We start from the raw sequence: 23207 nt of genomic DNA on the forward strand, positions 1-23207 counted from the left end.
AACATGAGCAATCTGAATGGCAAGACCGCCGTCGTCACGGGCGCCGCAAGCGGCATCGGCAAGGAAATCGCGCTGGAGCTGGCGAAGGCCGGCGCGGCAGTCGCGATCGCCGACCTGAACCAGGACGGTGCGAACGCGGTCGCTGAAGAGATCAACAAGGCGGGCGGCAAGGCGATCGGCGTCGCGATGGACGTGACGAACGAGGACGCGGTCAACGCCGGCATCGACAAGGTCGCCGAGACGTTCGGCTCGGTCGACATCCTCGTGTCGAACGCGGGCATCCAGATCGTGAACCCGATCGAGAACTACGCGTTCGCCGACTGGAAGAAGATGCAGGCGATCCACGTCGACGGCGCGTTCCTGACGACGAAGGCTACGCTCAAGCACATGTACAAGGACGATCGCGGCGGCGTCGTGATCTACATGGGCTCGGTGCACTCGCACGAAGCGTCGCCGCTGAAGTCGGCGTACGTGACCGCCAAGCACGGGCTGCTCGGTCTCGCGCGCGTGCTGGCGAAGGAAGGCGCGAAGCACAACGTGCGCTCGCACGTCGTGTGCCCGGGCTTCGTGCGCACGCCGCTCGTCGACAAGCAGATTCCGGAGCAGGCGAAGGAGCTTGGGATCAGCGAAGAGGAAGTGGTGAAGAAGGTGATGCTCGGCAACACGGTCGACGGCGTGTTCACGACGGTGCAGGACGTCGCGCAGACGGTGCTGTTCCTGTCGGCGTTCCCGAGCGCCGCGCTCACGGGTCAATCGTTCGTCGTCAGCCACGGCTGGTTCATGCAATGAAGCCGCACGCCCTCACCGAAAAGCAGGCCGTCGATGCGGCGGACCTGCATCACGAAGCGGGGGCGCCGGCATCCGCGCGCACGCTGCCCTACGAGACGATCGCACTCGTGCTGCAGGGCGGCGGCGCGCTCGGCGCGTACCAGGCCGGCGTGTTCGAAGGCTTGCACGAGGTCGGCATTCCGCTCGACTGGATCGCGGGCATCTCGATTGGCGCGCTCAACACCGCGCTGATCGCGGGCAACGCGCCCGAGCATCGCGTCGAGCGGCTGCGCCAGTTCTGGGAAACGATCTGCCAGCCGGCATTCTTTCCCGCGATGCCGGCCGCGTTCGAGCTCGCACTGTTCAACAGCATCGACCAGGTCCGCACGTTCTTCACCGCGTCGCAGGCCGCCAGCGCGATGATGCAGGGCCAGCAGGGCTTCTTCGTGCCGCGCTTCCCGCCGCCGCTGCCCGGCGTGTCCGACCATCCGGACAAGATCAGCTGGTACGACACGTCCGCGTTGCGCGCGACGCTGCTGAAGCTGTGCGACTTCGACCGCATCAACTCGGGCGAGACCCGCGTGTCGGTCGGCGCGGTCAACGTCGGCACCGGCAACTTCGTGTACTTCGACAACGCGAAGACGACGCTGCGCCCCGAGCACTTCATGGCATCCGGCGCGCTGCCGCCCGCGTTCCCACCCGTCGAGATCGATGGCGAGTACTACTGGGACGGCGGCGTCGTGTCGAACACGCCGCTGATGGAAGTGCTGCGCGCGCGTCCGCGCCGCGACACGCTCGCGTTCCAGGTCGACCTGTGGAGCGCGCGCGGGCCGCTGCCGCGCACGATGGCCGATGTCGCCGAACGCACGAAGGATGTCCAGTATTCGAGCCGCACGCGTTTCGTCACCGACACGCTGCAGCGCGAACAGCGCTACCGCAACGTGCTGCGCCAGGTGCTCGAGCAGGTGCCGGAAGAGATGCGCAAGAACGATCCGTGGTGCATCGAGGCGGAAACGATGTCGTGCGGCAAGAAGTACAACATCCAGCACCTGATCTACCAGCAGAAGGCGTACGAGCATCACTACAAGGACTATCAGTTCGGTCTGTCGACGATGCGGGACCATTGGTCCGCAGGTCTCGACGACATCCGCAAGACCCTTGCCGTCAAGGACGGCCTCGCGTTGCCCGCGAACGACTCGGGCTTCGTGACGCACGACATCCACCGCAAGCGGTGACGTCGTGCAACGCGGACCGGCGCGGTGCCTGCGCCGGTCCGTTCCTTTTCTGATTCCGACATGCCGATTTTCATTGCCCTGTTCGCGCTCATCGCCCTCGTGTGGGGCGCGATTCATACCTATCACGTGATCGCCGCGCAGTTCGGCCAGCCGGTCGCGGTGGCCGCCGCGGTACTCGCTGCCACGCTCGCGATCGCACTGGCCGCGCGGTGGATCCGGCGCCGCCGCGACATCGCGCCGAATACGAGGGAACAAGGCTGGACCCACGTCGTGCATCGCGCGTGGGGCGAGTTGCGGGTGTCCGCGACGCAAGGCTTGCTGTGGCTGTCGCACGACGGCGCGGACGGCCGCTATACGCTGTCGCAGCTCGACGGCTGCCAGGCCGCGCCGATCGGCGGCCGCTGGCATCTCGTGGTGCGGATCCGCGACGCCGCACGCGGCGAATGGAAGCTGCCGATGACGGACAAGCGCGACGCGCAACGCTGGGCGCGCGTGCTGATGCTCGCGAAAGACAACCGGCTGTGACGCCGTCGGTGTGCAGGATTCGCCTGCGCACCGCTGTCCCGTAAAAGCTCACCTTTGACACGCGTTACGCGCGATCGTCGTTCGCGGTGTCGTTCAGACCGATGAACGCCTCCGCCAGAAAATCGACGCATACGCGCACTTTCGCGGACGTCGCAACACGTTCCGGATAGACGGCCCACACGCTCGCGGGCTGCGTCGCCTCCGGCAGCACGCGGCACAGCGCGCCGCTCGCGATCAGCGGCCCCGCTTCCCAGATCGACCGCAGCACGATCCCGCGCCCCGCGAGCGCCCATTGCACGGCGACTTCGCCATGATTCGTCGACAGCCCGCCGCCGACCTTCACCGTCGCTGTTTCGCCGCGCACGTTCAGGCGCCACACGCCGAGCGGATGGTCACGCTCCTTGATCGCGAGGCATTCGTGCGACGACAGCTCCGCAAGCGAGCGTGGCATGCCGCGCCGCGCGAGATAGTCGGGCGATGCGCACAGCACCCGGTAGTTCGCCGCGAGCCGGCGCGCGATCAGGTGATCGGCGATCTCGTCGCCGATCCGGATGTCGAGGTCGAACCCTTCACCCGCGACATCGACGAGCCGGTCGAACAGATCGAGCCGGACATTCAGCTGCGGATAGCGCGCGGTGAAGTCGAGCAGCGCGGGCGCGACGACGTGCCGGCCGAAGCCGAAGCTGCTCGAGATGCGCAGCGTGCCGCGCGGCACCGTGCGCGCGGTCGAAACGTCCTCGACGAGATGGTCGACGTCGTCGAGAATCTTCTCGGCGCGCGCGAGCACGCGTTCGCCGGCTTCCGTCACCGTGACGCGGCGCGTCGAGCGATGCAGCAGCCGCGTGCCGAGTTGCGCCTCGAGCAGCGCGATGCGCTTGCTCACGTATGCGGGCGACACGGCAAGCTGCTCGGCCGCCGCGCTGAAGCTTGTCAGGCGGACGACGAGGCTGAACACGCGCAGGTCGTCCAGGTTCGGCGATTTGTTCACGATTCGTGGAAAGTCGATTAACCTTTTCGGCGATTTTAATCTGTTTGGAAATAAATAAAATGGCTTCAACCGCCGCCGCGCACTCGATGCGCAGCGGCCCGATCAGACTTGGAGGAGCACTCGCATGAGCGACAGGACTTACAAAATCGCCGTCATCCCCGGTGACGGCATCGGCCGCGAAGTGATGCCCGAAGGCCTGCGCGCGCTCGACGCCGTGACGGCCCGCTTCGGCATCCGCTTCGACTTCACGCACATCGAGTGGGCGAGCTGCGACTACTACGCGCAGCACGGCCAGATGATGCCGGACGACTGGAAGGCGCAGCTCGCCGGCATGGACGCGATCCTGTTCGGCGCGGTCGGCTGGCCCGCCACGGTGCCGGATCACATTTCGCTGTGGGGATCGCTGCTGAAATTCCGCCGCGAGTTCGACCAGTACATCAACCTGCGGCCCGCGCGCCTGTTCGACGGCGTGCCGTCGCCGCTCGCCGGCCGCCGCGCGGGCGACATCGACTTCATGATCGTGCGCGAGAACACCGAGGGCGAATACTCGTCGGTCGGCGGCACGATGTTCGAAGGCACCGACCGCGAAGTGGTGATGCAGCAGTCGATCTTCACGCGGCACGGCACCGAGCGCGTGCTGAAGTTCGCGTTCGAGCTCGCGCAGCGGCGCGCGAAGCGCCTGACCGTCGCGACGAAGAGCAACGGCATCGCGATCAGCATGCCGTGGTGGGATGCGCGCGCGGCCGAGATGGCCGAACACTATCCGGAGATCGTCTGGGACAAGCAGCACATCGACATCCTGTGCGCGCGCTTCGTGCTGCAGCCGGACCGCTTCGACGTCGTCGTCGCGTCGAACCTGTTCGGCGACATCCTGTCCGACCTCGGCCCCGCGTGCACGGGCACGATCGGCATCGCACCGTCCGCGAACCTCAACCCCGACCGCACGTTTCCGTCGCTGTTCGAGCCCGTGCACGGCTCCGCGCCGGACATCGCGGGGCAGTTCGTCGCGAACCCGATCGCAATGGTCTGGTCGGCGGCGATGATGCTCGACTTCCTCGGCAATGGGGCGGGCCGCGAGCGTGAAGCGCACGATGTGATCGTCGCCGCGATCGAGGACGTGCTGCGCACGGGGCCGCGGACACGCGATCTCGGCGGCAGCGCCGGCACGGTCGAAGTGGGCGAGGCGCTCGCGAAGCGGATCGCGGGGTGAGGATTGGTCGCGGGCGAGGGGACGCGGATGCGTTTCGTCGCCCGTGAGGTGAGGCGGTCTGTGGGGCGATTCGCACCGCGTGGGCAATGACGCACGGTGTTGGCTTCGGGTGAGAAGCACGACGCGTCGATGCGCACCGCGAGGCGCGTGGCCGGTGCGGCAGCGCGCCGGCGATGACCACCGGTGAGAAGCGCGACAAGCCGCCACGCACTGACATGCAATCCGGTGTGCTCCGTCGTCGCCTTTGTTCCGGATCCTGTCGGTGAGATGCATGACATGCGACCGCGCACCGCGAAGCGCGTCGTCAAAGTCGTGACGAGGCGCCTGCTCGAGTTCGATCGGTGAAGCACACGGCTCACGATTGCGCACCCACGCACATTCCGTGCGATCACGTCGGTGCTTCCGCCTTGAATGCAATCGGTGAAGAAGACGAGTTGCGCCTGCGCACCTGAGTGCGATTCGGCACGATCGGCTGCTGATAGCGCTTCGAATTCGATGGGTGAGAAGCGCCACACACCGCTTCGCACCCAGACAACGCTCAGTCGATTCGTCAGGCGACCAGCGATCCGCAGTGACGCACTCGACGCACCCAACGCACAGGAGATGGAGAGTTTGGCGGAAAGGGCAGGCTCGCCCGCGACACTGCCCGAGCCTGCAACGTGAAGTCACAGCAGCATGCAGGCGAACCGTTGCGCAACCAAATTGCCGATCGGTTCGATCACACAGCGTGCGCATGACGCTTCCGAATGGTCACTTCAACCGCACGATTCACGCCTCCCGCAAAAGCTCACCCTTCGAAAACGCGCCCCCGTATTTCCTCACCATTCGACCGAGGTGAAGTTTTCCGTTCGGTTTCCTGCACGAAGCGCGACGGGCACTCGCAATTCCGTCGCGCCCGCCGGATCCGCGCTTACAGACCGAGATCGGACAGCCCCGGATGATCGTCCGGACGACGGCCGAGCGGCCAGTGATAGAGCCGGTCCGTCTCGCGGATCGGCAGGTCGTTGATGCTCGCGTGGCGATGCGCCATCAGGCCGTTTTCGTCGAATTCCCAGTTCTCGTTGCCGTATGAGCGAAACCAGTTGCCGGCATCGTCGTGCCATTCGTACGCAAAGCGCACCGCGATGCGGTTGCCGCCGAACGCCCACAGTTCCTTGATCAACCGGTAGTCGAGCTCGCGCGTCCATTTCCGCTGCAGCAGCCCGACAATCTCGTCCCGGCCGGTGACGAACTCCGCGCGGTTGCGCCAGCGGCTCTGCGGCGTGTAGGCGAGCGACACGCGCTGCGGATCGCGCGTGTTCCACGCATCCTCGGCGGCGCGGACTTTCTGGCGCGCCGTGTCGAGCGTAAACGGCGGAACGGGCGGGCGGACTTCGGCTGATTCGGACATCGCATTCTCCAGTTCAGGGTTCGGCCGCGACTATCGCGGCCGCTTCACTACGTCGACGACCGCGACACGGTGTCGAGCAACAGTTCGGCGGTGGCACGTGCATCGCGCGCGGCGGTCGCGTCGCCGCTCACGAGCGCCACGCCGATCGCGCCATCGATCAGGACCAGCCACTGACGCGCGACGCGCGCCAGCGCGCGCCGGTCGATTCCGGCGTCGCCGGCCAGTGCGTCGAGCCGTTCGCGCACGAACGCCAGCAATCGCGCCTTGTGCGCGCGTGCGACCACGCGCACCGGATCGTCGGGGTCGGCGATCTCGCCGGACGCGTTCAGGAATGCGCACCCGTGAAAGTCGGGCTGCCGGAACCAGTCGCGCAACACGTCGAACATCCCGAGCAGTTGCGCGCGCGGCGTCTTGCCGCACGCCAGCGTCGCATCGACGAACCAATTCATCCAGCGCGCGTCGCGCCGCTCGAGCGCAGCCACCACCAATGCTTCTTTCGATTCGAAGTGCGAATAAAAGCTTTTGCGCGCGGCGCCCGACCGTTTCACGATCGCATCGACGCCTGTCGCGTGTATCCCGCCCGAATAGATCAGCGCTTCGGCCGCATCGAGCAGCCGGTCGCGCACGCCCGGCTCGGCGGAAATGTCGTCATGTGTGTTCATGGGTATACGGTAGAACGATCGTTCTCCGTCGTCAAGGAACCCGCGGGAAAGACCACGCCGGTGCAAGGGATTGCGCGGTTGAATGCGATGTGTGGTGATCGCCGTCACATGCGCGTTCGGTTTCTGCGCGCCGTATCCCGCACGTCATCTTTACGACATTTTTTCTTGAAGCCGATACCCGGCGGTCTCTACACTGCGGACAGCTTGTTGCACGAAAGGACATCATGCAGCGATCCGTACCCACGCGCCGTACACGTGCTTATGCAGCCTACGCGAAGCGGCTCGACGGCCGCGTCGTCGTGCGGCGTTTCGATCCGCGCAGCGATTCGTACGATGCGTTGACGGCGCTGCTGCACCGCGCGTTCGCGCCGCTCGGCGCGCTGGGTTTCAACTGCCCGGGCGTCGACCAGCCTGCCGCCACGACGCGCGAGCACGCGCTCACCAGCGAGTGCTTCGTCGCGCTCGGCAACGATCACATGGTCGCGACGCTGACGATGCGCACGCACGATCCCGATTCCCCGTGCGATCCGTATCGCAGCCGGCGCGTGGCGACGCTTGGCCAACTGGCTGTCGATCCGGTCTGGCAGGATCGCGGCATCGGCCGTGCGCTGCTCGCGTTCGCAGAACAGCGGGCGGCCGCGCGCAGCGCGACGCATCTCGCGCTCGACGCGCCGCATGCGGCCATCCGGCTCGTCGATTTCTACGTACGTAAAGGGTTTCAGCTGATCGACGTGATGCGGTTCGCGGGTCACAACTACGACAGCGCGATTCTGTGCAAGCCCGTCGGGCCCTTCAGCGATCGGGGTCGTGCGCACGATACGCTGTCGTTTCAGCCGTTGCGGTGCACCGCCTCATCATGAAGCACGATGTATCGGAACATGGCGGTCACGACGAACGCGCGCGGCTCGCGCAGAGGCAGGCGCGTCTTCGCACGGCGCTGCGTCTGCGCGGCCTCGTCAAGCTGACGGTCATTACGATCGCAGTCGCGCACCTGCTGACGATCGCATTCCAGCACCTGCTCGCCGCGGCCGGCTTCGCGCCCGACGCCGCGACGCTGCTGCTGTTTCGCTTCGTTTCGTGCGCGCTCGTCAGCTACTGGCTGCAGGCGGATGCGTTGCGCGCCTACCGACACGCGTCGGAGCATGGTTTCGTCACGCTTCCCGGTGCGAATGGCGACGCGGTCAGCATCGCGGCGCAATGTCCGAGACGCTGGCTCGTCGTGTTGAATCTTCAGCTCGATCCGCGGTGGCTTGCCGAGGAGCGGATGAAGTAGGGGATGGGGCGGCGCCGGGTGGTCGATCGGCAACGCATCGCCGGAAGCGAATCGTGATCGTCGGGCATGCGCGATCCTCACCGATCGACATCGCGACGCGTGAAGCGGACCGCCTTCGCGAGTCGGAATCAGGCTCCCGAAACGGGCTCCCGAATCTCCTCACCTTTCGTGCTGATGGGCTTGCCGAGATGGTGGGTGAGATGGAACGCAAGCCGGACATCACCGACGTTGTCGACAGACTTTGTGCTTCCAGCACACGCGCCCGACAGTGAAGCCGGGCGCGTCCCATGCTGGACCGGACGTTGGCGCCCGGTATCCGGCGAACGGCACGCAGCAACCCGCGATCGCGACGTGCCGCCGTGCATGACGCTCAGACCGTCCAGTCGAGAATCACCTTGCCGCTTTCGCCCGACAGCATCGCCGCGAAGCCCTGCTCGTAGTCGTCGACCGCGAAGCGGTGCGTAATGATCGGCGACAGGTCGAGGCCGCTCTGCAGCATCGCGACCATCTTGTACCAGGTCTCGAACATCTCGCGGCCGTAGATCCCCTTGATCTCCAGTCCCTTGAAGATCACCTGGTTCCAGTCGATTGCCGTCTGCGCGGGCGGAATGCCGAGCAGCGCAACCTTGCCGCCGTGATTCATCGCCTCGAGCATGCTCGTGAAAGCGCTCGGCACGCCGGACATCTCGAGCCCGACGTCGAACCCTTCCGTCATGTGCAAGTCGGTCATCACGTCGCGCAACGACTCGCGCGCGACGTTGACCGCACGCGTCGCGCCCATCTTGCGCGCGAGCTCGAGCCGGTAGTCGTTGATGTCCGTGATGACGACGTTGCGCGCGCCGACATGCTTCGCGATCGCAACGGCCATGATGCCGATCGGACCGGCCCCGGTGATCAGCACGTCTTCGCCGACGAGGTTGAAGGACAGCGCCGTATGCGTCGCATTGCCGAACGGATCGAAGATCGACGCGAGATCGTCGGAAATCTCCGGCGGAATCTTGAATGCATTGAACGCGGGAATCGCCAGGTATTCGGCGAACGCGCCTTCGCGATTGACGCCGACGCCGATCGTGTTGCGGCACAGATGCCGGCGGCCCGCGCGGCAGTTCCGGCAGAAGCCGCAGGTGATGTGACCTTCGCCCGATACGCGGTCGCCGATCGCGAAACCGCGCACCTCCTGTCCCATCTCGACGATCTCGCCGACGTATTCGTGACCGACGTGCATCGGCACGGGAATCGTCTTCTGCGCCCAGTCGTCCCACTTCCAGATATGGATGTCGGTGCCGCAGATCGCCGTCCGGCGGATCTTGATCAGCACGTCGTTGTGCCCGACTTCGGGACGCTTCACGCGGGTCATCGACAGGCCGGGGCCGCGCTCGAGCTTTGCCAGTGCTTTCATGGTTGCCCCTCCGTCAGACGATGCCGAGCGACTTGCCGACGCGCACGAACGCCGCGACGGCCTGGTCGATCTGCTCGGGGGTGTGCGCGGCACTCATCTGCGTGCGGATCCGCGCGCGCCCGCGCGGCACGACCGGGAACGAGAAGCCGATCACGTAGACGCCTTCGCCGAGCAGCGCGTCGGCCATGTTCGTCGCGAGCTGCGCGTCGCCGAGCATCACCGGAATGATCGGGTGCGCACCGGGCACGAGCGTGAAGCCCGCTTCGGTCATCTGCTCGCGGAAGCGCACGCCGTTCTCGCGCACGCGCTCGCGCAGCTTCGCGCCCTCGTCGCTGCCGAGCAGCTTGAGCACTTCGAGCGACGCCGCGGCAATGCTCGGCGTGAGCGTGTTCGAGAACAGGTACGGACGCGAGCGCTGGCGCAGCAGGTCGATAACCTCGCGGCGCGCCGCGACGTAGCCGCCCGATGCGCCGCCGAGCGCCTTGCCGAGCGTGCCGGTGATGATGTCGACGCGCCCGTCGACGCCGCAATGTTCCGGCGTGCCGCGGCCGTGCGCGCCGATGAAGCCTACTGCATGCGAATCGTCGACCATCACGAGCGCGCCGTAGCGGTCCGCTAGGTCGCAGATGCCTTTCAGGTCGGCGATGATGCCGTCCATCGAGAACACGCCGTCGGTTGCGATCAGCTTGTGGCGTACGCCCGCCGCGTCGGCTTCCTTCAGCTTCGCTTCGAGATCGGCGAGATCGTTGTTCTTGTAGCGATAGCGCTTCGCCTTGCACAGACGGATGCCGTCGATGATGCTCGCGTGGTTCAGTTCGTCGCTGATCACCGCGTCGTTCTCGTCGAGCAGCGTCTCGAACAGCCCGCCGTTCGCGTCGAAGCAGCTCGAATAGAGAATGCTGTCCTCGGTGCCAAGGAACGCGGCAATCGCGCTTTCCAGCTGCTTGTGCACGGTTTGCGTGCCGCAGATGAAGCGCACCGATGCCATGCCGAACCCGTCCTGGTCGAGGCCGGCCTTGGCCGCCGCGATCAGGCGCGGGTCGCTCGCCAGACCAAGATAGTTGTTCGCGCAGAAATTCAGCACGCCGGTACCGCCGGCGAGCCGCACGGCCGCCGCTTGCGGGCTCGCGATCTCGCGCTCGGTCTTGTAGAAACCGTCCGCGCGGATCTGGTCGAGCGTGCCGCGCACCTGGGCGAAAAAGGCATCACGCATCGCAAAGCTCCTGACAGGAATCGCAACCCGCCGCGCGCCGCTCGTGGCGGCGCCGCAGCGGCCTGCTACTGTTATAGTCGGTCGTTCGGTTGACCGCTCTTTTCCGTTATTCCGAACTAAAATTCGAAATACCGAACAACTCTAAGCGAACGGAATCCAAATGGCAAGTTCCTCCGGCTCGCGGCGCGCGTCCGCGAGCGCCGCTCAGCCGCCGGCCAGCGCGACGCCGCCGCGCGTCGGCGAACAGATCCAGCGCCTGCGCAACGAGCGCAAGCTGACGCTCGACGACCTGTCGCGCGCGGCAGGCGTGTCGAAATCGATGCTCTCCGAGATCGAGCGGGACAAGGCGAACCCGACGATCGCAGTCGCGTGGCGCCTGACGAATGCGCTCGGCATCACGCTCGACGAGCTGTTCTCGCAGCCGAAGACGCCAGAGACGATTCGTGTCGACGGCCCGCACGACATCCCGACGCTGGCCGGCCACGACGGCCGGTACCAGTTGCGCGTGTGGGGCCCGATCGACCTCGCCGGCAAGTTCGAGTGGTACGAGCTGACGCTGCCAGGCGGCGGCGCGCTCGTGTCGAACGCGCATGAGCCGGGCACGCGCGAGCACCTCACCGTGCTGCAGGGCGCGATGGAAATCGAGGCCGCGGAGGCCGCCCGTCGCCTGAAAGCCGGCGACACCGCACGCTACCCGGCCGACGCGCCGCACGCGATCCGCAATCCCGGCAAGTCCGAAGCGAGAGCGTTGTTGATCGTGATTCATCGCTGACGCGCCGTCGAGTCATCCGTTCGGCCGGTTGCGGAAAACACTGTATGTTTGTACAGTATACGGACATTCCGCTTTGCATGGGACCGGAGCCTGCGATGACCGAAGAACAAGATTTGGCCGCTCTCAGCTTCAAGGCTGCTGCGCACGACCTGGAGAAGATCGTTCGCCATATTGCCGAACGCTACATCCGCCATCAGGTGCCGTTGACGTGGCGTCTGCTGCACGCGATCGAAGCCGAGGCGCTGGCGGACCTCGGCTTTGCCAGCCGGCATGACGCCGGCATGCGTCAACTGTTCGAACGGCCGTCGGACATGACGTTTCCCGAAACGGACGATTTGATCGATTTCGGGCAGTCGAACGCGCTGCCCGCCGTTTTCTCGTTCGCACTCAACGCGTACGAGGCCGAGGCACGCCGGCGCGATGCGCAACCCGCGGCGCGGACCGCCCGCGTCGCCAAGGCCTGGGGCGATTGATCGCAGCCCCGCGAGCGTCCGTCACGCGACGCCCGCGGCACGCTGGCCAGCACCCGGCCGCACTTGGCCGTTTCGCGGCAGAATGGCTGGCCGATCACGGCAGCACGGAAGCGAACACGAACGAGGGCCCGTCATCGTCTCGCCCGATCCAGCGCCGACTCGTGTCGAGCGAGACGAAGTCTGCGTCTCGCGTCAGGTCGTCCGGTCTCGCACTGGCACGACGTTGCAGAAAGAACTAGCATATACGCAACTAACGGAAAAAATGACATGTCCCTTCCTTTATCTGCGGAAGCTCGCTCGCCCGGCTCGGAAAAGGATCTGTTCGATCGCGGCACATCAGACTGGATCGCGTCGCCCGAAACCGCCTTCGATGCATGGCTTGCGATGCAGGATTATCGTCGGTCGTCGGCCGACGTCTATCGCGCGCAATGGGGTGCCTTTCTCACCTGGCTGCGCACGCATCAGAAGGATCTCTCGACGGTCGACACCGCATCGATCGCGAATTTCGTCGGCGAATTGCCGATCAGGAAAACGCAGCGCATGCGCTATTTGCGGCTGATCGAGCGTGTTCTCGACCACATTCGGCGCAGCGAATTCGCGTCGACCAACCCGGCGCGCTTCATCGCTCAGGATGGCGAAGCGATCTGGCGCAAGGCGCGCGACAACGAGCCGACCGGCTTTCTCGCGCCATCCGAACGCGCGAAATTGCTCACCTATCTGTTTTCGCCGATCGTCGTGTCCGGCGCCGCAATATGGAAAGAGCGCCGCGACCGGGCGCTCATTGCCGCATTTCTCGGTGCCGGCGTGAAGACCGGCGAAGCGCGCGTACTTACGCTTAGTTGCATCAATACGAGCGGCACGACGCTGCAGATTCCGTCGACGCATCCCGATTTCGCACGGGAAACGCATCTGGCGTCGTTCGCGATTGCGCTGTTCGACGCGTGGCTCGCGGAACGCAAGCGTCAGGAGATTCCGGGCGAGCTCGTGTTTCCGGCGTCACACGCCGGACGTCCGATGCACAAGGCAACGATGTTGCGCGCGGTCGATGCAATCGTCGAAGCGGCCGACATCGCGTCGTCGCGCACCGCGCGCGCAAGCCCGCAGACGCTGCGCAACACATATGCGGCGGAACTGTTCGAGCACGACGTGCCGCCCGAGCGGGTCGGCAAGTGGCTGGGCTTCATGCAGCCGATTTCGTCGAACCGCCTGCATCGCGCGTGGAAAAACTGGCGTGACGCCCAGATCGAACGCGAGGATAAGGGTGAGGCGACGTCCGATCGCGAATCTCACGAATGACATGCGTGCTGCTCACGCCCGACGAGACGTGAGCAGCCTTGCGAGGCGGGGCCTCACCGTCACGATGCTCCCGAAAAACCTCACCTTTTGTTTCCCGTAGCGTCTCACCTGTGCCGACGGCTGGGGTCAACGCCGCTCTGTCGTGGCAAACCGCGTGGCCGCTTCGAAGCGCGACGGCCACGAGCCCGACGTGTGCTCGCACTCCGGACACGACACTTCGAAACCCTCGTCGTCATGTGACAGTTCGGGTTCGCCGTCGCAATGCGGGCACTGGTTCGGCACCGGCGTGTCGTGGTCCAGCGCGGTGCCGATGACGGAAAACGCGTCGGTATCGAGCTTGCCGGTCTCGGCGAGGCGCCGGATCAGCGCGGCGATCTCCGGATTCATCTCGCGATTCGCGCGCAGCGCATTTCTCTCGCGCGTCGCCGTCTCCAATTCTTCACTCTGGCTGCGCAACTGCTCGTCGAGGCGGTCCGCGCGGGCTTTGGCGGCGCTCAGCTGCTGCAGGAAATCGAATTCCTTGCGTTGCACATCGCGCAATCCGGACTGGTAAGTCGACGCCATGCTGCGCAACGAATCCAGCTCGACCAGCATCGGCTTCACGCGACGCTCGGCTTCAGCCACCGCATCCTTGATCTGCTGCGCGTAATGCTCGGTGCGCTGCTGCAGTTCGGCTTGCAGCACATCGATGCGGTCACGCAACGCGGCGTTCTGGGTCTGCTCGACATCGACGCGGCCCGTGGCCGCGACCATTTCCTTTTCCAGTCGACTGACTGTGGTGAGCAGCGTCGCTTCGTTTGCCGAACCGTGCGTTGCCTGTGACGCAAGCTGCACCTCGAGTTCGGTGACGCGCACTTGCAGCTGCTCGTTGCGGGTTTCGCTGCGTGCGAGGGCAGCCTCAAGGGTTTCCTGCCGAACGATCGCGTCGCGCAATTGCTGTTCGGCCTGCGTGACATTCGCGCGGACCTGCTCGCGATCCGCGTCGAGACTGTCTCGTGCGGCTTTCAGCGCTTCTTCATACAGTGCACTGAGCAGCGCGCCGGCTTTTTCCTCGACGGCTTTCGGAATCGCCGCACCTTCGAGTCGAACCTTCGACGCGGAACGGATCCGCTCCCAGAAGTGATCGATGTCCTTCGGAATGTCGCTGGCGCTGCCGGTCTGGGTGAGATCGCGAACATTGGCGGCGGACGGCCGGATCCCGAGATCGAAGAACAAGCGCTTGCACGCATGCAGCGACAACTCCTGGCGTCGCGCGCCAGCAGCGCGCAGCGATTCCAGCTCTTCCCGGATGACCTGGCGCATCTCGTCGAGGGTCATGGCATAACTCGTGGCGATTTGAACGTTGAAATCATAACGAAATACGTGTTTTTCAATACTTCTTTTCGCTGGGCGTTGCAAATTTGCGTCAACAGTCACAGGAAGCGACGCTGTGAACGCCTGTGGTCGATCACAGCAGCAGATTCCGTGAAACAAAACGAAGAATCTGCCCTAACCGTTTGTATTGTCAGCATTTTCTGGCAAACGAAAAAAAAACGGGGTTGTTTCACAGAATCGGCTGTGAGCAGGCCGCTGGGTGTCGGGGTTAGGGGTGTCTGTGGAAAACTCGTCAGGGGACGTGTTGAGAGTATTAGAAGTAAACACCTTTGAACCCTTAGTTAAAAACGTTAACGCCACGGCACAGCCTTATATGACAAGGGTTTCCGGCCGACAAGGTGAAGCTTTACGGGAATCAAGGTGATCTTCTGCGGGAGCCGACGTGATGGGGTTCGGGGAGCTGCGTGAGCCGTTGCAGGAAAGATCGTGAGCGGATTCAGGAGCACAGCAAAACATGGAATTTTCCACAGGTGAGTGTTTCCGGGGCCGCACAGCCTCGAAACGCCTGCTGTGGCTGCATGCACAGTTTTCTGCCTGTGCAGACATAGGTGAGGCTTTTCAGGACCGGTTTCTGCCACCGATTCTGCCCTTCTTTTAGGCAATTTTGGCGAAAGGTGAGGTTTCACGGGACTCGGCGCGGATTTGGTGTGAGGATTTCCGGGAAACGAACGCCATTTTGCACAGCAAAAGGCCACTCCAGGGCCTGTGAAGCGGTAAAGGTGAGGGTTTTCGGGAGTGAAATCGGGGTTTTCCTGGCCAGATCCCCGTAAGGTGAAGGTTTTCGGGACCCTGTCCACAGTCGGGACGCATACCTCACAGGTGAGGTTTTTCGGGAACGGTATTTGCTCGAAAAATGGTCAAAGGTGAGACTTTTCGGGGGCAGTGGGCGATTACTTCCGCTGAAAACCGCGCCAGAGCTACATGGTGAGGCCATTTTGGCAAGCGTTTTTTCGGCAAAGGTGAAGTTTTTCGGGAGCCGACACGCTGTTGTCGGACGAATCGATACCCGGGAAAGGTGAGGCTATTCGGGAGATCGCTGTGCTGGCCTGCGCATGCGCGATTTGCGCATAAGTATCGGAGGACATTGGGATTTTTGAAACCGCGGAGGTTACGGTGAGGCTTTTCGGGAGCCTTGCTGCAGTGGGTTTTCACAGCGTCATTTGTCGATAAGGTGAGGAAATACGGGAGGCACAGCGGGTCGATCCCGCCTGTGCCGGACATCCCGCGGCAATCGAGTGTTCGGCCTGTGAATTCAAGAGGTGAGGTTTTTCGGGAGCCCGCGGCGATTGCGCGCTGTACAATGCGCGCCCGGGCTGCTGAGGCATGGGTGGAGATGTGCCGAAGCGGACGCCTGCCAGGCCGGATCGGCCTGCTCAAAGCGCCGGCATCCGCGCCTTTCGCGGATGCAAGGCAGCCTCGCCGGTCGCCCGCGATGCCGCGCCTGTACATGCATACAGGCGGTTGCGCGCGCGTTCACGGAGATCGGTTAGGTGCAATGTGGATACTGTGCGAAGTTCACGGAAATCAAGTCGTAAATTCGCGACAACGTGAAAGGTGAGCCGATACGGGAGCGCGTCGGGCATGTGTTCCGCACAGGCGAAAAACTGTGAATCGGTGCCTGCCGCGACGGGTAAAGGTGAGTCCGGAGCACAGTGATTCTGGTCCGGTGAGCATTTACGGGAGCCCGTTGGGGTGAGCGCTGTTTCGTGAGCGCGCTTCACCCGCTATGGTGAGCATGCCGTTCTGGACGCGCTTCACCACAGGCGCTATCCTTCCGGGAAACTTCTCCTCCGACCCGACGCATGGCCACGAAGCGCGCCAAAAAAACCGATGTGGATGTGGTGAGTGCCAGTTCAGCCGAATTGCGTAAGGCCGTCGAGGCGATCGCAATTCAGCCGAAAAGCGGCAAGATCACCCTCCTGACTCGCAAGCTGTTCAATGTCCTGCTGGCCGTGGCGCAGCAGGCCGACGATTCGGGCGATACCTATCGCGCGCTGTTGTCGGATATCGTCGCCAACTCTGCATTCGATTCGAACGACACCGCGCTCGTGAAGGAACACCTGCGTCGGATGGTGTCGGTGCAGGTCGAGTGGAGCACGGGCACGTCGAGCCAGAAGCCTGGCCGAAAGTGGGGGATCTCGACGCTGATCGCGGACGCGGAAATTCTCGAAGACCCGGCAACGCGCCGCGTGTGGGTCGAATTCTCGTTCGCGCCGAAGATCAAGAAGAAGCTGCTCGATCCGGTCCAGTATGCGCGCCTGAGCCTGCAGTTCCAGAGCCAGTTGCGCAGCAGCGCCGGTCTCGCGCTGTACGAGATCTGCGTGCGCTACCTGACGAACCCGAGCCACCTGACGATGCGCGAGCCGTGGGAATGGTGGCGGCCGATCCTGTCGGGCACGCCGGACACCGAGGCCGGCGACGAGGCGAAACGCGAATACAAGTACTTCAAGCGGGACTATCTGCGTCCGGCGATCGCGGAGGTCAACGCGGTCACCAACATCTTCGTCGAGCTGATCGAGCATCGCGAAGGGCGGCGGGTCGCCGAGATCCAGTTCCGTGTCACCGAACGCAAGCAGCCGATGCTCGCGCTCGACGAACATCCGAACGTGTTCGACAGCACGCTGGTCGACCGGATGGTGAAGATCGGCATTCCGCTGAAGGAAGCGCAGACGCTGTACGCGGATAGCGAGGAAAACCGGATCCGTGCCGCGCTGCAGATGACCGAGCAGCGGATGCGCAGCACGACGCTGCCGCCGGTGCGCAGTGCCGCGGCGCTGTTCAAGGATGCGCTGAAGAAGGGCTATGCGCCGCCTGTAGAGGCCGTCGAGGCCCTGCCGGCCGGTGGGACGCCGGGCAAGGCCGCAGCGGCCCAGCCGGACGATCTGAAGGCGCGTCTGCTGAGCGAATACACTGCATACCGCCGCAAGGAAGCGAAGGCGCTGTACGACGAGCAGGGCGAGGCGGAACGTGAAGTGGCGCGCGAGTCGTTCGAGTCGGAGGCGCTGCCGACGCTGGGCTCGCACATGCGCGAAGACTGGCGCAAGCGCGGCCTCGATTCCAAGCTGGCCGAGACGGCCTTCTTCGACTGGTTGGCCCAGAAGACCTGGGGCGAGCCGACCGACGGCGATCTGCTGTCCTTTACGCTGAATCAATCGCGGGCGGCCTGAGCCGCCCGTCCTGCCCGCGGCGGTGCCGGCATTGCCGGACTCCGCCGCGTCTTCCCGATCACTCCGACAACAGCATCCGCTCGAGCTGCTCGAGGATCGCGTCGCGCTTGTCCTTCGACAGTCCGCGCAGGCGCAATTCGATGCGGTCTTCTCCATACGACTTCAGATCGCCGACCGATACGCCACCGAGCTTGATCTCGAGGCGTTGCGCGTAACGCTGGCGGCTGGCCGGCTTCGGCGTTTCCTGCGCGGCCGCGCGACCCTTCACGATGTCGGATACCTGGCGCGTGCTCAGGTCGTCGGACACGATCTTGTTGATCAGGCGCAGCGTCGCATCCGTGCCGCGCGCGCCATGATAGCGGCCGACCTGATACGCCATGTTCGAGCCGAAGCGGTCAGGGCGAGCGACCATTTCCTGCATGATCGCTTCCGGCAGCTTGCCGATCGACAGCGCGACGGCGACCGTCGACTCGTCGAGGCCGAGATGCTCGGCCAATTCCTTCTGGCTCTGGAAATGCTTGTCGTCGAGGAAACGCCGCCAGACGACAGCGTTGTCGAACACGGTCTGCGAATCGCGCTGGACGTTCAGGTCGTACCCGAGCTTGTAGCTCTCGAGGCCGATCGGCAGATCGATTACGATCGCCTTGACCGTTTCCTTGTTCGCTTCTTTCAGCGCGCGCACGCGGCGGCCGCCGTCGCTGACGAAATACGTGCCCGGATTGTCGTAGTCGGGAATCACGTGAATCGCCTGCTGTTGACCTTGCTTCGCAAGGTTCACCGCGAGTTCGGCGATCGACGATTTCAGATAGAAGTGCCGCGGGTTGAACGGGCTGTGCTTGATCGCCTTCAGCGACAGCTCGATCACTTGCCCGGGCGCGTAACGGTTCTCGAGACGCCACGCGCGATACTGCGCCGTCTCGTCGGTCGACGCGTCGACGACGATGTCAGCGATGGCGGCGGGGGGCGGTGCCGTGTCCTTCTTGGCGGCTTTCGCGGTGGCGGGAGCGGACGTTTCCGGCTTGACGAGACCGTCGATCGCGTTGAGCCGATCGAGGGCCGTGCGCTTTTCGCTCGTCGTCGTATCCGGCCGCGCTTGGAATCCTTTGGCGAATTGGGAGGGTTTCATGCGACTCCTTTATGCGCATAAAGTCAGGGCAACATCGCGACGATCTCGTCGGCGCATGCGCGAATTTCCGTGGCAGCGAGCTTCGCGCCGCGATCGTTCATCTGCAGGACGGTCTGACCGAGCGCCATTGCCTGCTTGTACGCTTCCCGCGTCGGGATCTGCGTCTTGAGCAACGGGAAGCCGAGTTCTTCTAGCGCCCGCTTCAGTTCGCGGGTCAGCATGCGCTTCTCTTCGGTCTTGTTCAGCAGGAATACCGCGCGCAGGTCTTCGTTCATCACTTGTGCCTGCTGGATCAGCTTGACCAGCCCGACGCTCGACCAGTAATCGGCAGGCGACGACGAAGTCGGGATGACGGCAATCGATGCCGCCAGCAGAACGACGCCGGATACTTTCTCGGTGATCGACGGCGGGCAGTCGACGACGATGATGTCGTAGTCGTTGATGAACTTCTTGATCTCGCGGTGGATCTGGCCGCCGGCTTCCGCAAGATTGACCACCGGGAAAGGGATGCCGTTGTCACTGTCGCCCGATGCGCTCGACCAGTGAATCAGTGTGTTTTGACCGTCGGCGTCTACGACGAGAACGCGCTTCCCCTTTTCATGGAATGCCGCGCCGAGGTGCATGGCGATCGTGCTCTTGCCGACGCCGCCTTTTTGTTGAGTGACTGCAATGATTTCCGCGGCCAATTTTCACTCCTGTTTTTGGTCGTTGGAATTCTACAGGACGATATTCATAATTCAATGAAATTGTTGTTCATCGACTACGCGTTGGCCATACGGCCGGGTTGTTTATGCGCATAAACCGGTGCGGCAGAGGCGGAGGACGATGAGCGACGAGCCGGGTCACCACGCGGGGTGCTGTTGCGAGCTTTGATCGGCACATGTCACGCAATCACGTGACGCGCCAGGCTGATTCGCTGACGCGTCGACCTTGTCTTGCGATGAGCGCGAGCGATGCAGTGCAAGGCGCGACGTCGAGCATCCGAATGCAGCGGTTTATGCGCATAAACCCATTCGGCGACTGCGCTCGGAGGCAGGAATGTGCTGCGGCAAGCCAGGTGAAAGACGACAGGGGGCGACGTCGAATCGGCCCGTGACGTGGAATATCGGGCTGCGCTTGTGCCGAGTTTATGCGCATAAACCCATTCGGCGACCGCGATCGGATGCTGGCATGTGTTGCGGAGAGCACGGTGAAAGACGACCGGACGCGACGGCGAATCGGCTACGGCACGTGACGAGCGAGATCGGGCTGCGCTTTCGCCGGGTTTATGCGCATAAACCGGGACTCGGCGCGATTCGACGGCCCACCGCCGCATCGCAACCGCTCACACTCAAGACCGGTGACGATGCCGCACGCGTCGACGGCCGATATGCCCTCCCCCGGGTCGAGACAGTGGACGTCGCACGCTGCCGCGGACAGTCGACGGCGACCGGGCATCAACACCCACTCACTGGTTTATGCGCATAAACCGATCCGCACCATTGCCCAACGAATCGATGCCGCGCACCCGCCGGAGCACCCGCCGGAGCACCCGCCGCCGAACCCGCCGCCGAACCCGCCGCCGAACCCGCCGCCGAACCCGCCGCCGAACCCGCCGCCGAACCCGCCGCCGAACCCGCCGCCGAACCCGCCGCCGAACCCGTCGCCGAACCCGTCGCCGAACCCGTCGCCGAACCCGTCGCCGAACCCGCCGCCGAACCCGCCGCCGAACCCGCCGCCGAACCCGCCGCCGAACCCGCCGCCGAACCCGTCGCCGAACCCGTCGCCGAACCCGTCCATGCGTTGATCGCGCAACGCGTAGCTTGTCCGGCACGACGGACTTCAAACCGTGACATCGATTCGGGCGCTTGGCCGGACTGGCTACAATACGGGGCTCCACAATCCAGGTCCGAATGATGATCACGATCTACCACAACCCCCGATGCTCGAAGTCGCGCGAGACGCTGGCGCTTGTCGAGTCGCTGAACCCGAGCGGCGCGCCCGTCACGGTCGTCGAGTATCTGAAGACGCCGCCGACTGTTCAAGAGCTGGAAACGCTGCATCGACAGCTCGGGCGTCCGGTGCGCGACATGCTCCGTGATAACGAAGAGCCATACAAGGAACTTGATCTGGCGCGTGCGGATCTGACCGACGCGCAAGCGTACGAGGCGATCGCCGCGCACCCGATCCTGCTGCAGCGGCCCATCGTCGTGTACAACGGCAAAGCCGCTATCGGGCGACCGCCGGAATCGGTACGTGGATTGTTCGAATAATTCTAATTTCCGGAATTTTTCTTATTGTGAATATCCGGTGCACATGCGCCGGATGGACAATGTGCGCTGATGCGCATCGCAATCGATCGCATCGGCGTCCTTCCCGGTTAGCGCGATATCGCGCGGCAAGTGCAAACGCAAATGGCCGTCGACGCCGGCTTCCGCCGCGCCTCCCCGGATGCAAGTCAAATCGTGACGTGGGCCGTCGCATGTGGATGCGCGATTGCGTGCGCGGCTGCGCAGCGACTCGAAGCCCGCCGTTCGGTACGGATTCGCATTGACCGCCGACCCGCCGTGGCAACCCGGAGCGCCAGGCGCAAAGCCGTCACACCTCTCCGCCACCGTCACCTTCATGGCCGGCCGCAGTCCTCGCAGCCGTACGCAGCAGCGCGATCTGCAGGCGATACTGCCGGCAGCCGCTGCAGGCCGGCAAATGCACGCGCACCTGCACGCGCTCGTGGACCGTCAGGTGCCGGTCGAGCGCATCGGACAGCAGGCGCGTCACGTCCTTACATTTCCCCGGTAGCATCTTCGGTCGTCAGCCCCTTCTCGCTCAGGCAGGTGCGCAGGCGCGTACGCGCCCGGTACAGCAGCACGCTGCAATGGTTCGTCGTCAATGTCAGTTCGGTGCAGATGTCGTCGATCTCGAAATCGAGGAACTCGCGCATCATGAACACGCGGCCGATCTGTTCCGGAAGATGGTTCAGGCACGCCTCGAACAGCATCCAGAACTGCTGTTGCTGCAGCAGCGTTTCCGGCTGCGGCCATGGCCGCGGTTTCGCATGCGCGGTCCAGTGACCGTTGTCCTTGAAGAGTTCGCGGTCGAGCACCGATTCGCCGTCGAGTTCGGCGTCGAGCGCGGACAGGCTCACGACGCGCTGCCGCGCGCGCAGCACGTCGACGAGCTTGTTGCGCAGGATGCCGAACACCCATGTCTTGTGCGCGGACAGGCCCGCGAAGTCGCTTTCGCGTGTCCACGCGGCGGTCAGCGCTTCCTGCACGGCGTCCTCGGCCGCATCCGTATCGCGGAGCTGGAGGCGCGCAAAACGCAACAGGTCGCGCCGCAGTTGCGCAAGATAGGCGGGATTGTCGTACGCGGACGGCATCGATGGCACTCTCTCGAAGGAAGCCGCGCGCGTGTCACAGGCTGCTCGCGGCGCGGTGCGAGCAGCTTACTGGCCGACGCGCGGACCCGCAACGCATGTTCCGTCGCGATTTTCACGAACATCACGACCGGGCTGCGCTATGCTTGCCCACAGGCCGGTGCTGTGATGAACGCAGCGCTGTGCGACACGTCAGATGTAACGGCGGCACGTTCTGCAAAAGTTATCCACAGTTTCTGTGGAAAACCTTGTGGAAAGTCGGCCGGATGGCCCCGTGGGGCGGCTCGCGGACTGGCCTGCCTATAAACAGACCTTTGCCGCCTATCCAGAAGCAATCGATTCGATTCCCCACCCACCGGAAGGAGAAAATCATGGCACATCGTATTGCGGTCATCGTCGGCAGCCTGCGTCGCGAATCGTTGAACCGGGCGCTCGCCAAGGCCGTGGTCTCGCTCGCGCCTGCCGATCTTGCGTTCGAGTTCGTCGAGATCGGCGAGCTGCCGCTGTACAGCCAGGATTACGACGCGGACTTTCCGGAAGTCGCGCGGCGGTTCAAGCAGGCGATCGAAGCGGCCGACGGCCTGCTGTTCGTCACGCCGGAATACAACCGCTCGATGCCGGGCGTGCTGAAGAATGCGATCGACTGGGGCTCGCGTCCGTGGGGCGCCAACTCGTGGGCGCGCAAGCCCGGCGCGGTGCTCGGCACGTCGCCGGGCGCGACGGGCACCGCGCTCGCGCAGCAGCATCTGCGCAACGTGCTCGCGTATCTCGACGTCGCGACGCTCGGCCAGCCCGAGATGTTCATCAAGCACGACGACACGCGCGTCGACGCTCAAGGCCACATCCTCAACGAAAAGACGCGCACGTTCCTGCAGGGCTTCGTCGACCGCTACGCGGCGTGGGTGCGTACCCACAACGCGGCCTGAGCACGCGGCGCCGGTTCGGCGCCTGTCGCACTACCGCAAGCACTACCGCAAGCAC

At 64.3% G+C, this 23207-nt stretch carries 23 protein-coding genes; 12 read left to right on the forward strand and 11 right to left on the reverse strand.

Going from position 1 to position 23207, the window contains the following annotated elements:
- Nucleotides 1-3 precede the first annotated feature (3 nt).
- Genes ACV229_RS06880 through ACV229_RS06890 form a run of 3 tightly spaced genes read left to right on the forward strand, consistent with a single transcriptional unit; the run spans nt 4 to nt 2528 of the window.
- On the forward strand, nt 4-789 hold the full coding sequence (locus ACV229_RS06880; protein WP_448082369.1) for a 3-hydroxybutyrate dehydrogenase: 786 nt from the start codon (nt 4-6) through the stop codon (nt 787-789).
- Complete coding sequence (locus tag ACV229_RS06885; RefSeq protein ID WP_448082370.1) at nt 786-2003, forward strand: DUF3734 domain-containing protein; 1218 nt, start codon at nt 786-788, stop codon at nt 2001-2003. Before ACV229_RS06880 ends, ACV229_RS06885 begins: the two co-directional genes overlap by 4 nt.
- A gap of 60 nt (nt 2004-2063) precedes the next feature.
- A complete protein-coding gene (locus ACV229_RS06890; protein ID WP_448082371.1) occupies nt 2064-2528 on the forward strand; it encodes a signal peptide protein in 465 nt (154 codons plus the stop codon).
- A gap of 64 nt (nt 2529-2592) precedes the next feature.
- Here ACV229_RS06890 and ACV229_RS06895 read toward each other — a convergent pair whose 3' ends face one another.
- Nucleotides 2593-3516, reverse strand: a complete 924-nt coding sequence (locus ACV229_RS06895; RefSeq protein WP_448082372.1) for a LysR substrate-binding domain-containing protein — start codon at nt 3514-3516, stop codon at nt 2593-2595.
- Nucleotides 3517-3640: 124 nt separating this feature from the next.
- On the opposite strand from ACV229_RS06895, the gene ACV229_RS06900 reads away from it, so the two are divergent.
- Nucleotides 3641-4726 (forward strand): tartrate dehydrogenase, encoded by a 1086-nt coding sequence (locus tag ACV229_RS06900; protein ID WP_448082373.1) that lies wholly within the window; start codon nt 3641-3643, stop codon nt 4724-4726.
- A gap of 910 nt (nt 4727-5636) precedes the next feature.
- Here the strand turns inward: ACV229_RS06900 and ACV229_RS06905 are convergent.
- Complete coding sequence (locus ACV229_RS06905) at nt 5637-6116, reverse strand: nuclear transport factor 2 family protein (RefSeq protein ID WP_448082374.1); 480 nt, start codon at nt 6114-6116, stop codon at nt 5637-5639.
- A gap of 47 nt (nt 6117-6163) precedes the next feature.
- A complete protein-coding gene (locus tag ACV229_RS06910) occupies nt 6164-6778 on the reverse strand; it encodes a TetR/AcrR family transcriptional regulator (protein WP_448082375.1) in 615 nt (204 codons plus the stop codon).
- 224 nt (nt 6779-7002) lie between these two features.
- Between ACV229_RS06910 and ACV229_RS06915 the strand changes: the two genes are divergently transcribed.
- Both ACV229_RS06915 and ACV229_RS06920 read left to right on the forward strand, forming a co-directional pair.
- Entirely contained in the window at nt 7003-7638 is a 636-nt protein-coding gene (locus tag ACV229_RS06915; RefSeq protein ID WP_448082376.1) for a GNAT family N-acetyltransferase, read from the forward strand.
- The gene (locus tag ACV229_RS06920) at nt 7635-8051 is read left to right on the forward strand and encodes a hypothetical protein (protein ID WP_448082377.1); all 417 of its coding nucleotides are present in this window, start codon (nt 7635-7637) and stop codon (nt 8049-8051) included. The genes ACV229_RS06915 and ACV229_RS06920 overlap by 4 nt, the downstream gene beginning before the upstream one ends.
- 370 nt (nt 8052-8421) lie before the next feature.
- Here ACV229_RS06920 and tdh read toward each other — a convergent pair whose 3' ends face one another.
- Complete coding sequence (gene tdh, locus ACV229_RS06925; RefSeq protein WP_448079712.1) at nt 8422-9450, reverse strand: L-threonine 3-dehydrogenase; 1029 nt, start codon at nt 9448-9450, stop codon at nt 8422-8424.
- A 13-nt stretch (nt 9451-9463) separates the two neighbouring features.
- Nucleotides 9464-10663 (reverse strand): glycine C-acetyltransferase, encoded by a 1200-nt coding sequence (locus ACV229_RS06930; RefSeq protein WP_448082378.1) that lies wholly within the window; start codon nt 10661-10663, stop codon nt 9464-9466.
- A 160-nt stretch (nt 10664-10823) separates the two neighbouring features.
- Between ACV229_RS06930 and ACV229_RS06935 the strand changes: the two genes are divergently transcribed.
- From ACV229_RS06935 to ACV229_RS06945, 3 genes are all read left to right on the forward strand, one after another.
- Entirely contained in the window at nt 10824-11435 is a 612-nt protein-coding gene (locus ACV229_RS06935; RefSeq protein ID WP_448082379.1) for a helix-turn-helix domain-containing protein, read from the forward strand.
- 95 nt (nt 11436-11530) lie between these two features.
- Nucleotides 11531-11908, forward strand: coding sequence for a DUF2471 family protein (locus tag ACV229_RS06940; RefSeq protein WP_448082380.1), 378 nt, complete (start codon nt 11531-11533; stop codon nt 11906-11908).
- 267 nt (nt 11909-12175) lie between these two features.
- Entirely contained in the window at nt 12176-13204 is a 1029-nt protein-coding gene (locus ACV229_RS06945) for a tyrosine-type recombinase/integrase (protein WP_448082381.1), read from the forward strand.
- Nucleotides 13205-13330: 126 nt separating this feature from the next.
- On the opposite strand, the gene ACV229_RS06950 is transcribed toward ACV229_RS06945, so the two are convergent.
- Nucleotides 13331-14521, reverse strand: coding sequence for a DNA-binding protein (locus tag ACV229_RS06950; RefSeq protein ID WP_448082687.1), 1191 nt, complete (start codon nt 14519-14521; stop codon nt 13331-13333).
- A 1859-nt stretch (nt 14522-16380) separates the two neighbouring features.
- Here ACV229_RS06950 and ACV229_RS06955 point away from each other — a divergent pair.
- Complete coding sequence (locus ACV229_RS06955) at nt 16381-17745, forward strand: RepB family plasmid replication initiator protein (RefSeq protein ID WP_448082382.1); 1365 nt, start codon at nt 16381-16383, stop codon at nt 17743-17745.
- 58 nt (nt 17746-17803) lie between these two features.
- On the opposite strand, the gene ACV229_RS06960 is transcribed toward ACV229_RS06955, so the two are convergent.
- From ACV229_RS06960 to ACV229_RS06970, 3 genes are all read right to left on the reverse strand, one after another.
- Nucleotides 17804-18871, reverse strand: a complete 1068-nt coding sequence (locus tag ACV229_RS06960) for a ParB/RepB/Spo0J family partition protein (RefSeq protein WP_448082383.1) — start codon at nt 18869-18871, stop codon at nt 17804-17806.
- Nucleotides 18872-18894: 23 nt separating this feature from the next.
- Nucleotides 18895-19557 (reverse strand): ParA family partition ATPase, encoded by a 663-nt coding sequence (gene parA / locus ACV229_RS06965; protein WP_448082384.1) that lies wholly within the window; start codon nt 19555-19557, stop codon nt 18895-18897.
- 769 nt (nt 19558-20326) lie between these two features.
- Nucleotides 20327-20665: a hypothetical protein gene (locus tag ACV229_RS06970; RefSeq protein ID WP_448082385.1), complete on the reverse strand. Its 339-nt coding sequence runs from the start codon at nt 20663-20665 to the stop codon at nt 20327-20329.
- Between the two features lie 101 nt (nt 20666-20766).
- Between ACV229_RS06970 and arsC the strand changes: the two genes are divergently transcribed.
- Nucleotides 20767-21123 carry an arsenate reductase (glutaredoxin) gene (gene arsC / locus ACV229_RS06975; protein WP_448082688.1) on the forward strand — a complete coding sequence of 119 codons (357 nt, stop codon included), beginning with the start codon at nt 20767-20769 and terminating at the stop codon, nt 21121-21123.
- Nucleotides 21124-21448: 325 nt separating this feature from the next.
- Here the strand turns inward: arsC and ACV229_RS06980 are convergent, their stop codons facing one another.
- Together ACV229_RS06980 and ACV229_RS06985 are read right to left on the reverse strand one after the other, a co-directional pair.
- Nucleotides 21449-21652: a zf-HC2 domain-containing protein gene (locus ACV229_RS06980; protein WP_448082386.1), complete on the reverse strand. Its 204-nt coding sequence runs from the start codon at nt 21650-21652 to the stop codon at nt 21449-21451.
- Nucleotides 21633-22229 carry an RNA polymerase factor sigma-70 gene (locus ACV229_RS06985; protein WP_448082387.1) on the reverse strand — a complete coding sequence of 199 codons (597 nt, stop codon included), beginning with the start codon at nt 22227-22229 and terminating at the stop codon, nt 21633-21635. Before ACV229_RS06985 ends, ACV229_RS06980 begins: the two co-directional genes overlap by 20 nt.
- 368 nt (nt 22230-22597) lie before the next feature.
- Between ACV229_RS06985 and ACV229_RS06990 the strand changes: the two genes are divergently transcribed.
- Nucleotides 22598-23152: an NADPH-dependent FMN reductase gene (locus ACV229_RS06990; RefSeq protein WP_448082388.1), complete on the forward strand. Its 555-nt coding sequence runs from the start codon at nt 22598-22600 to the stop codon at nt 23150-23152.
- Nucleotides 23153-23207 lie beyond the last annotated feature (55 nt).

The organism is Burkholderia sp. MR1-5-21, from assembly GCF_053427715.1.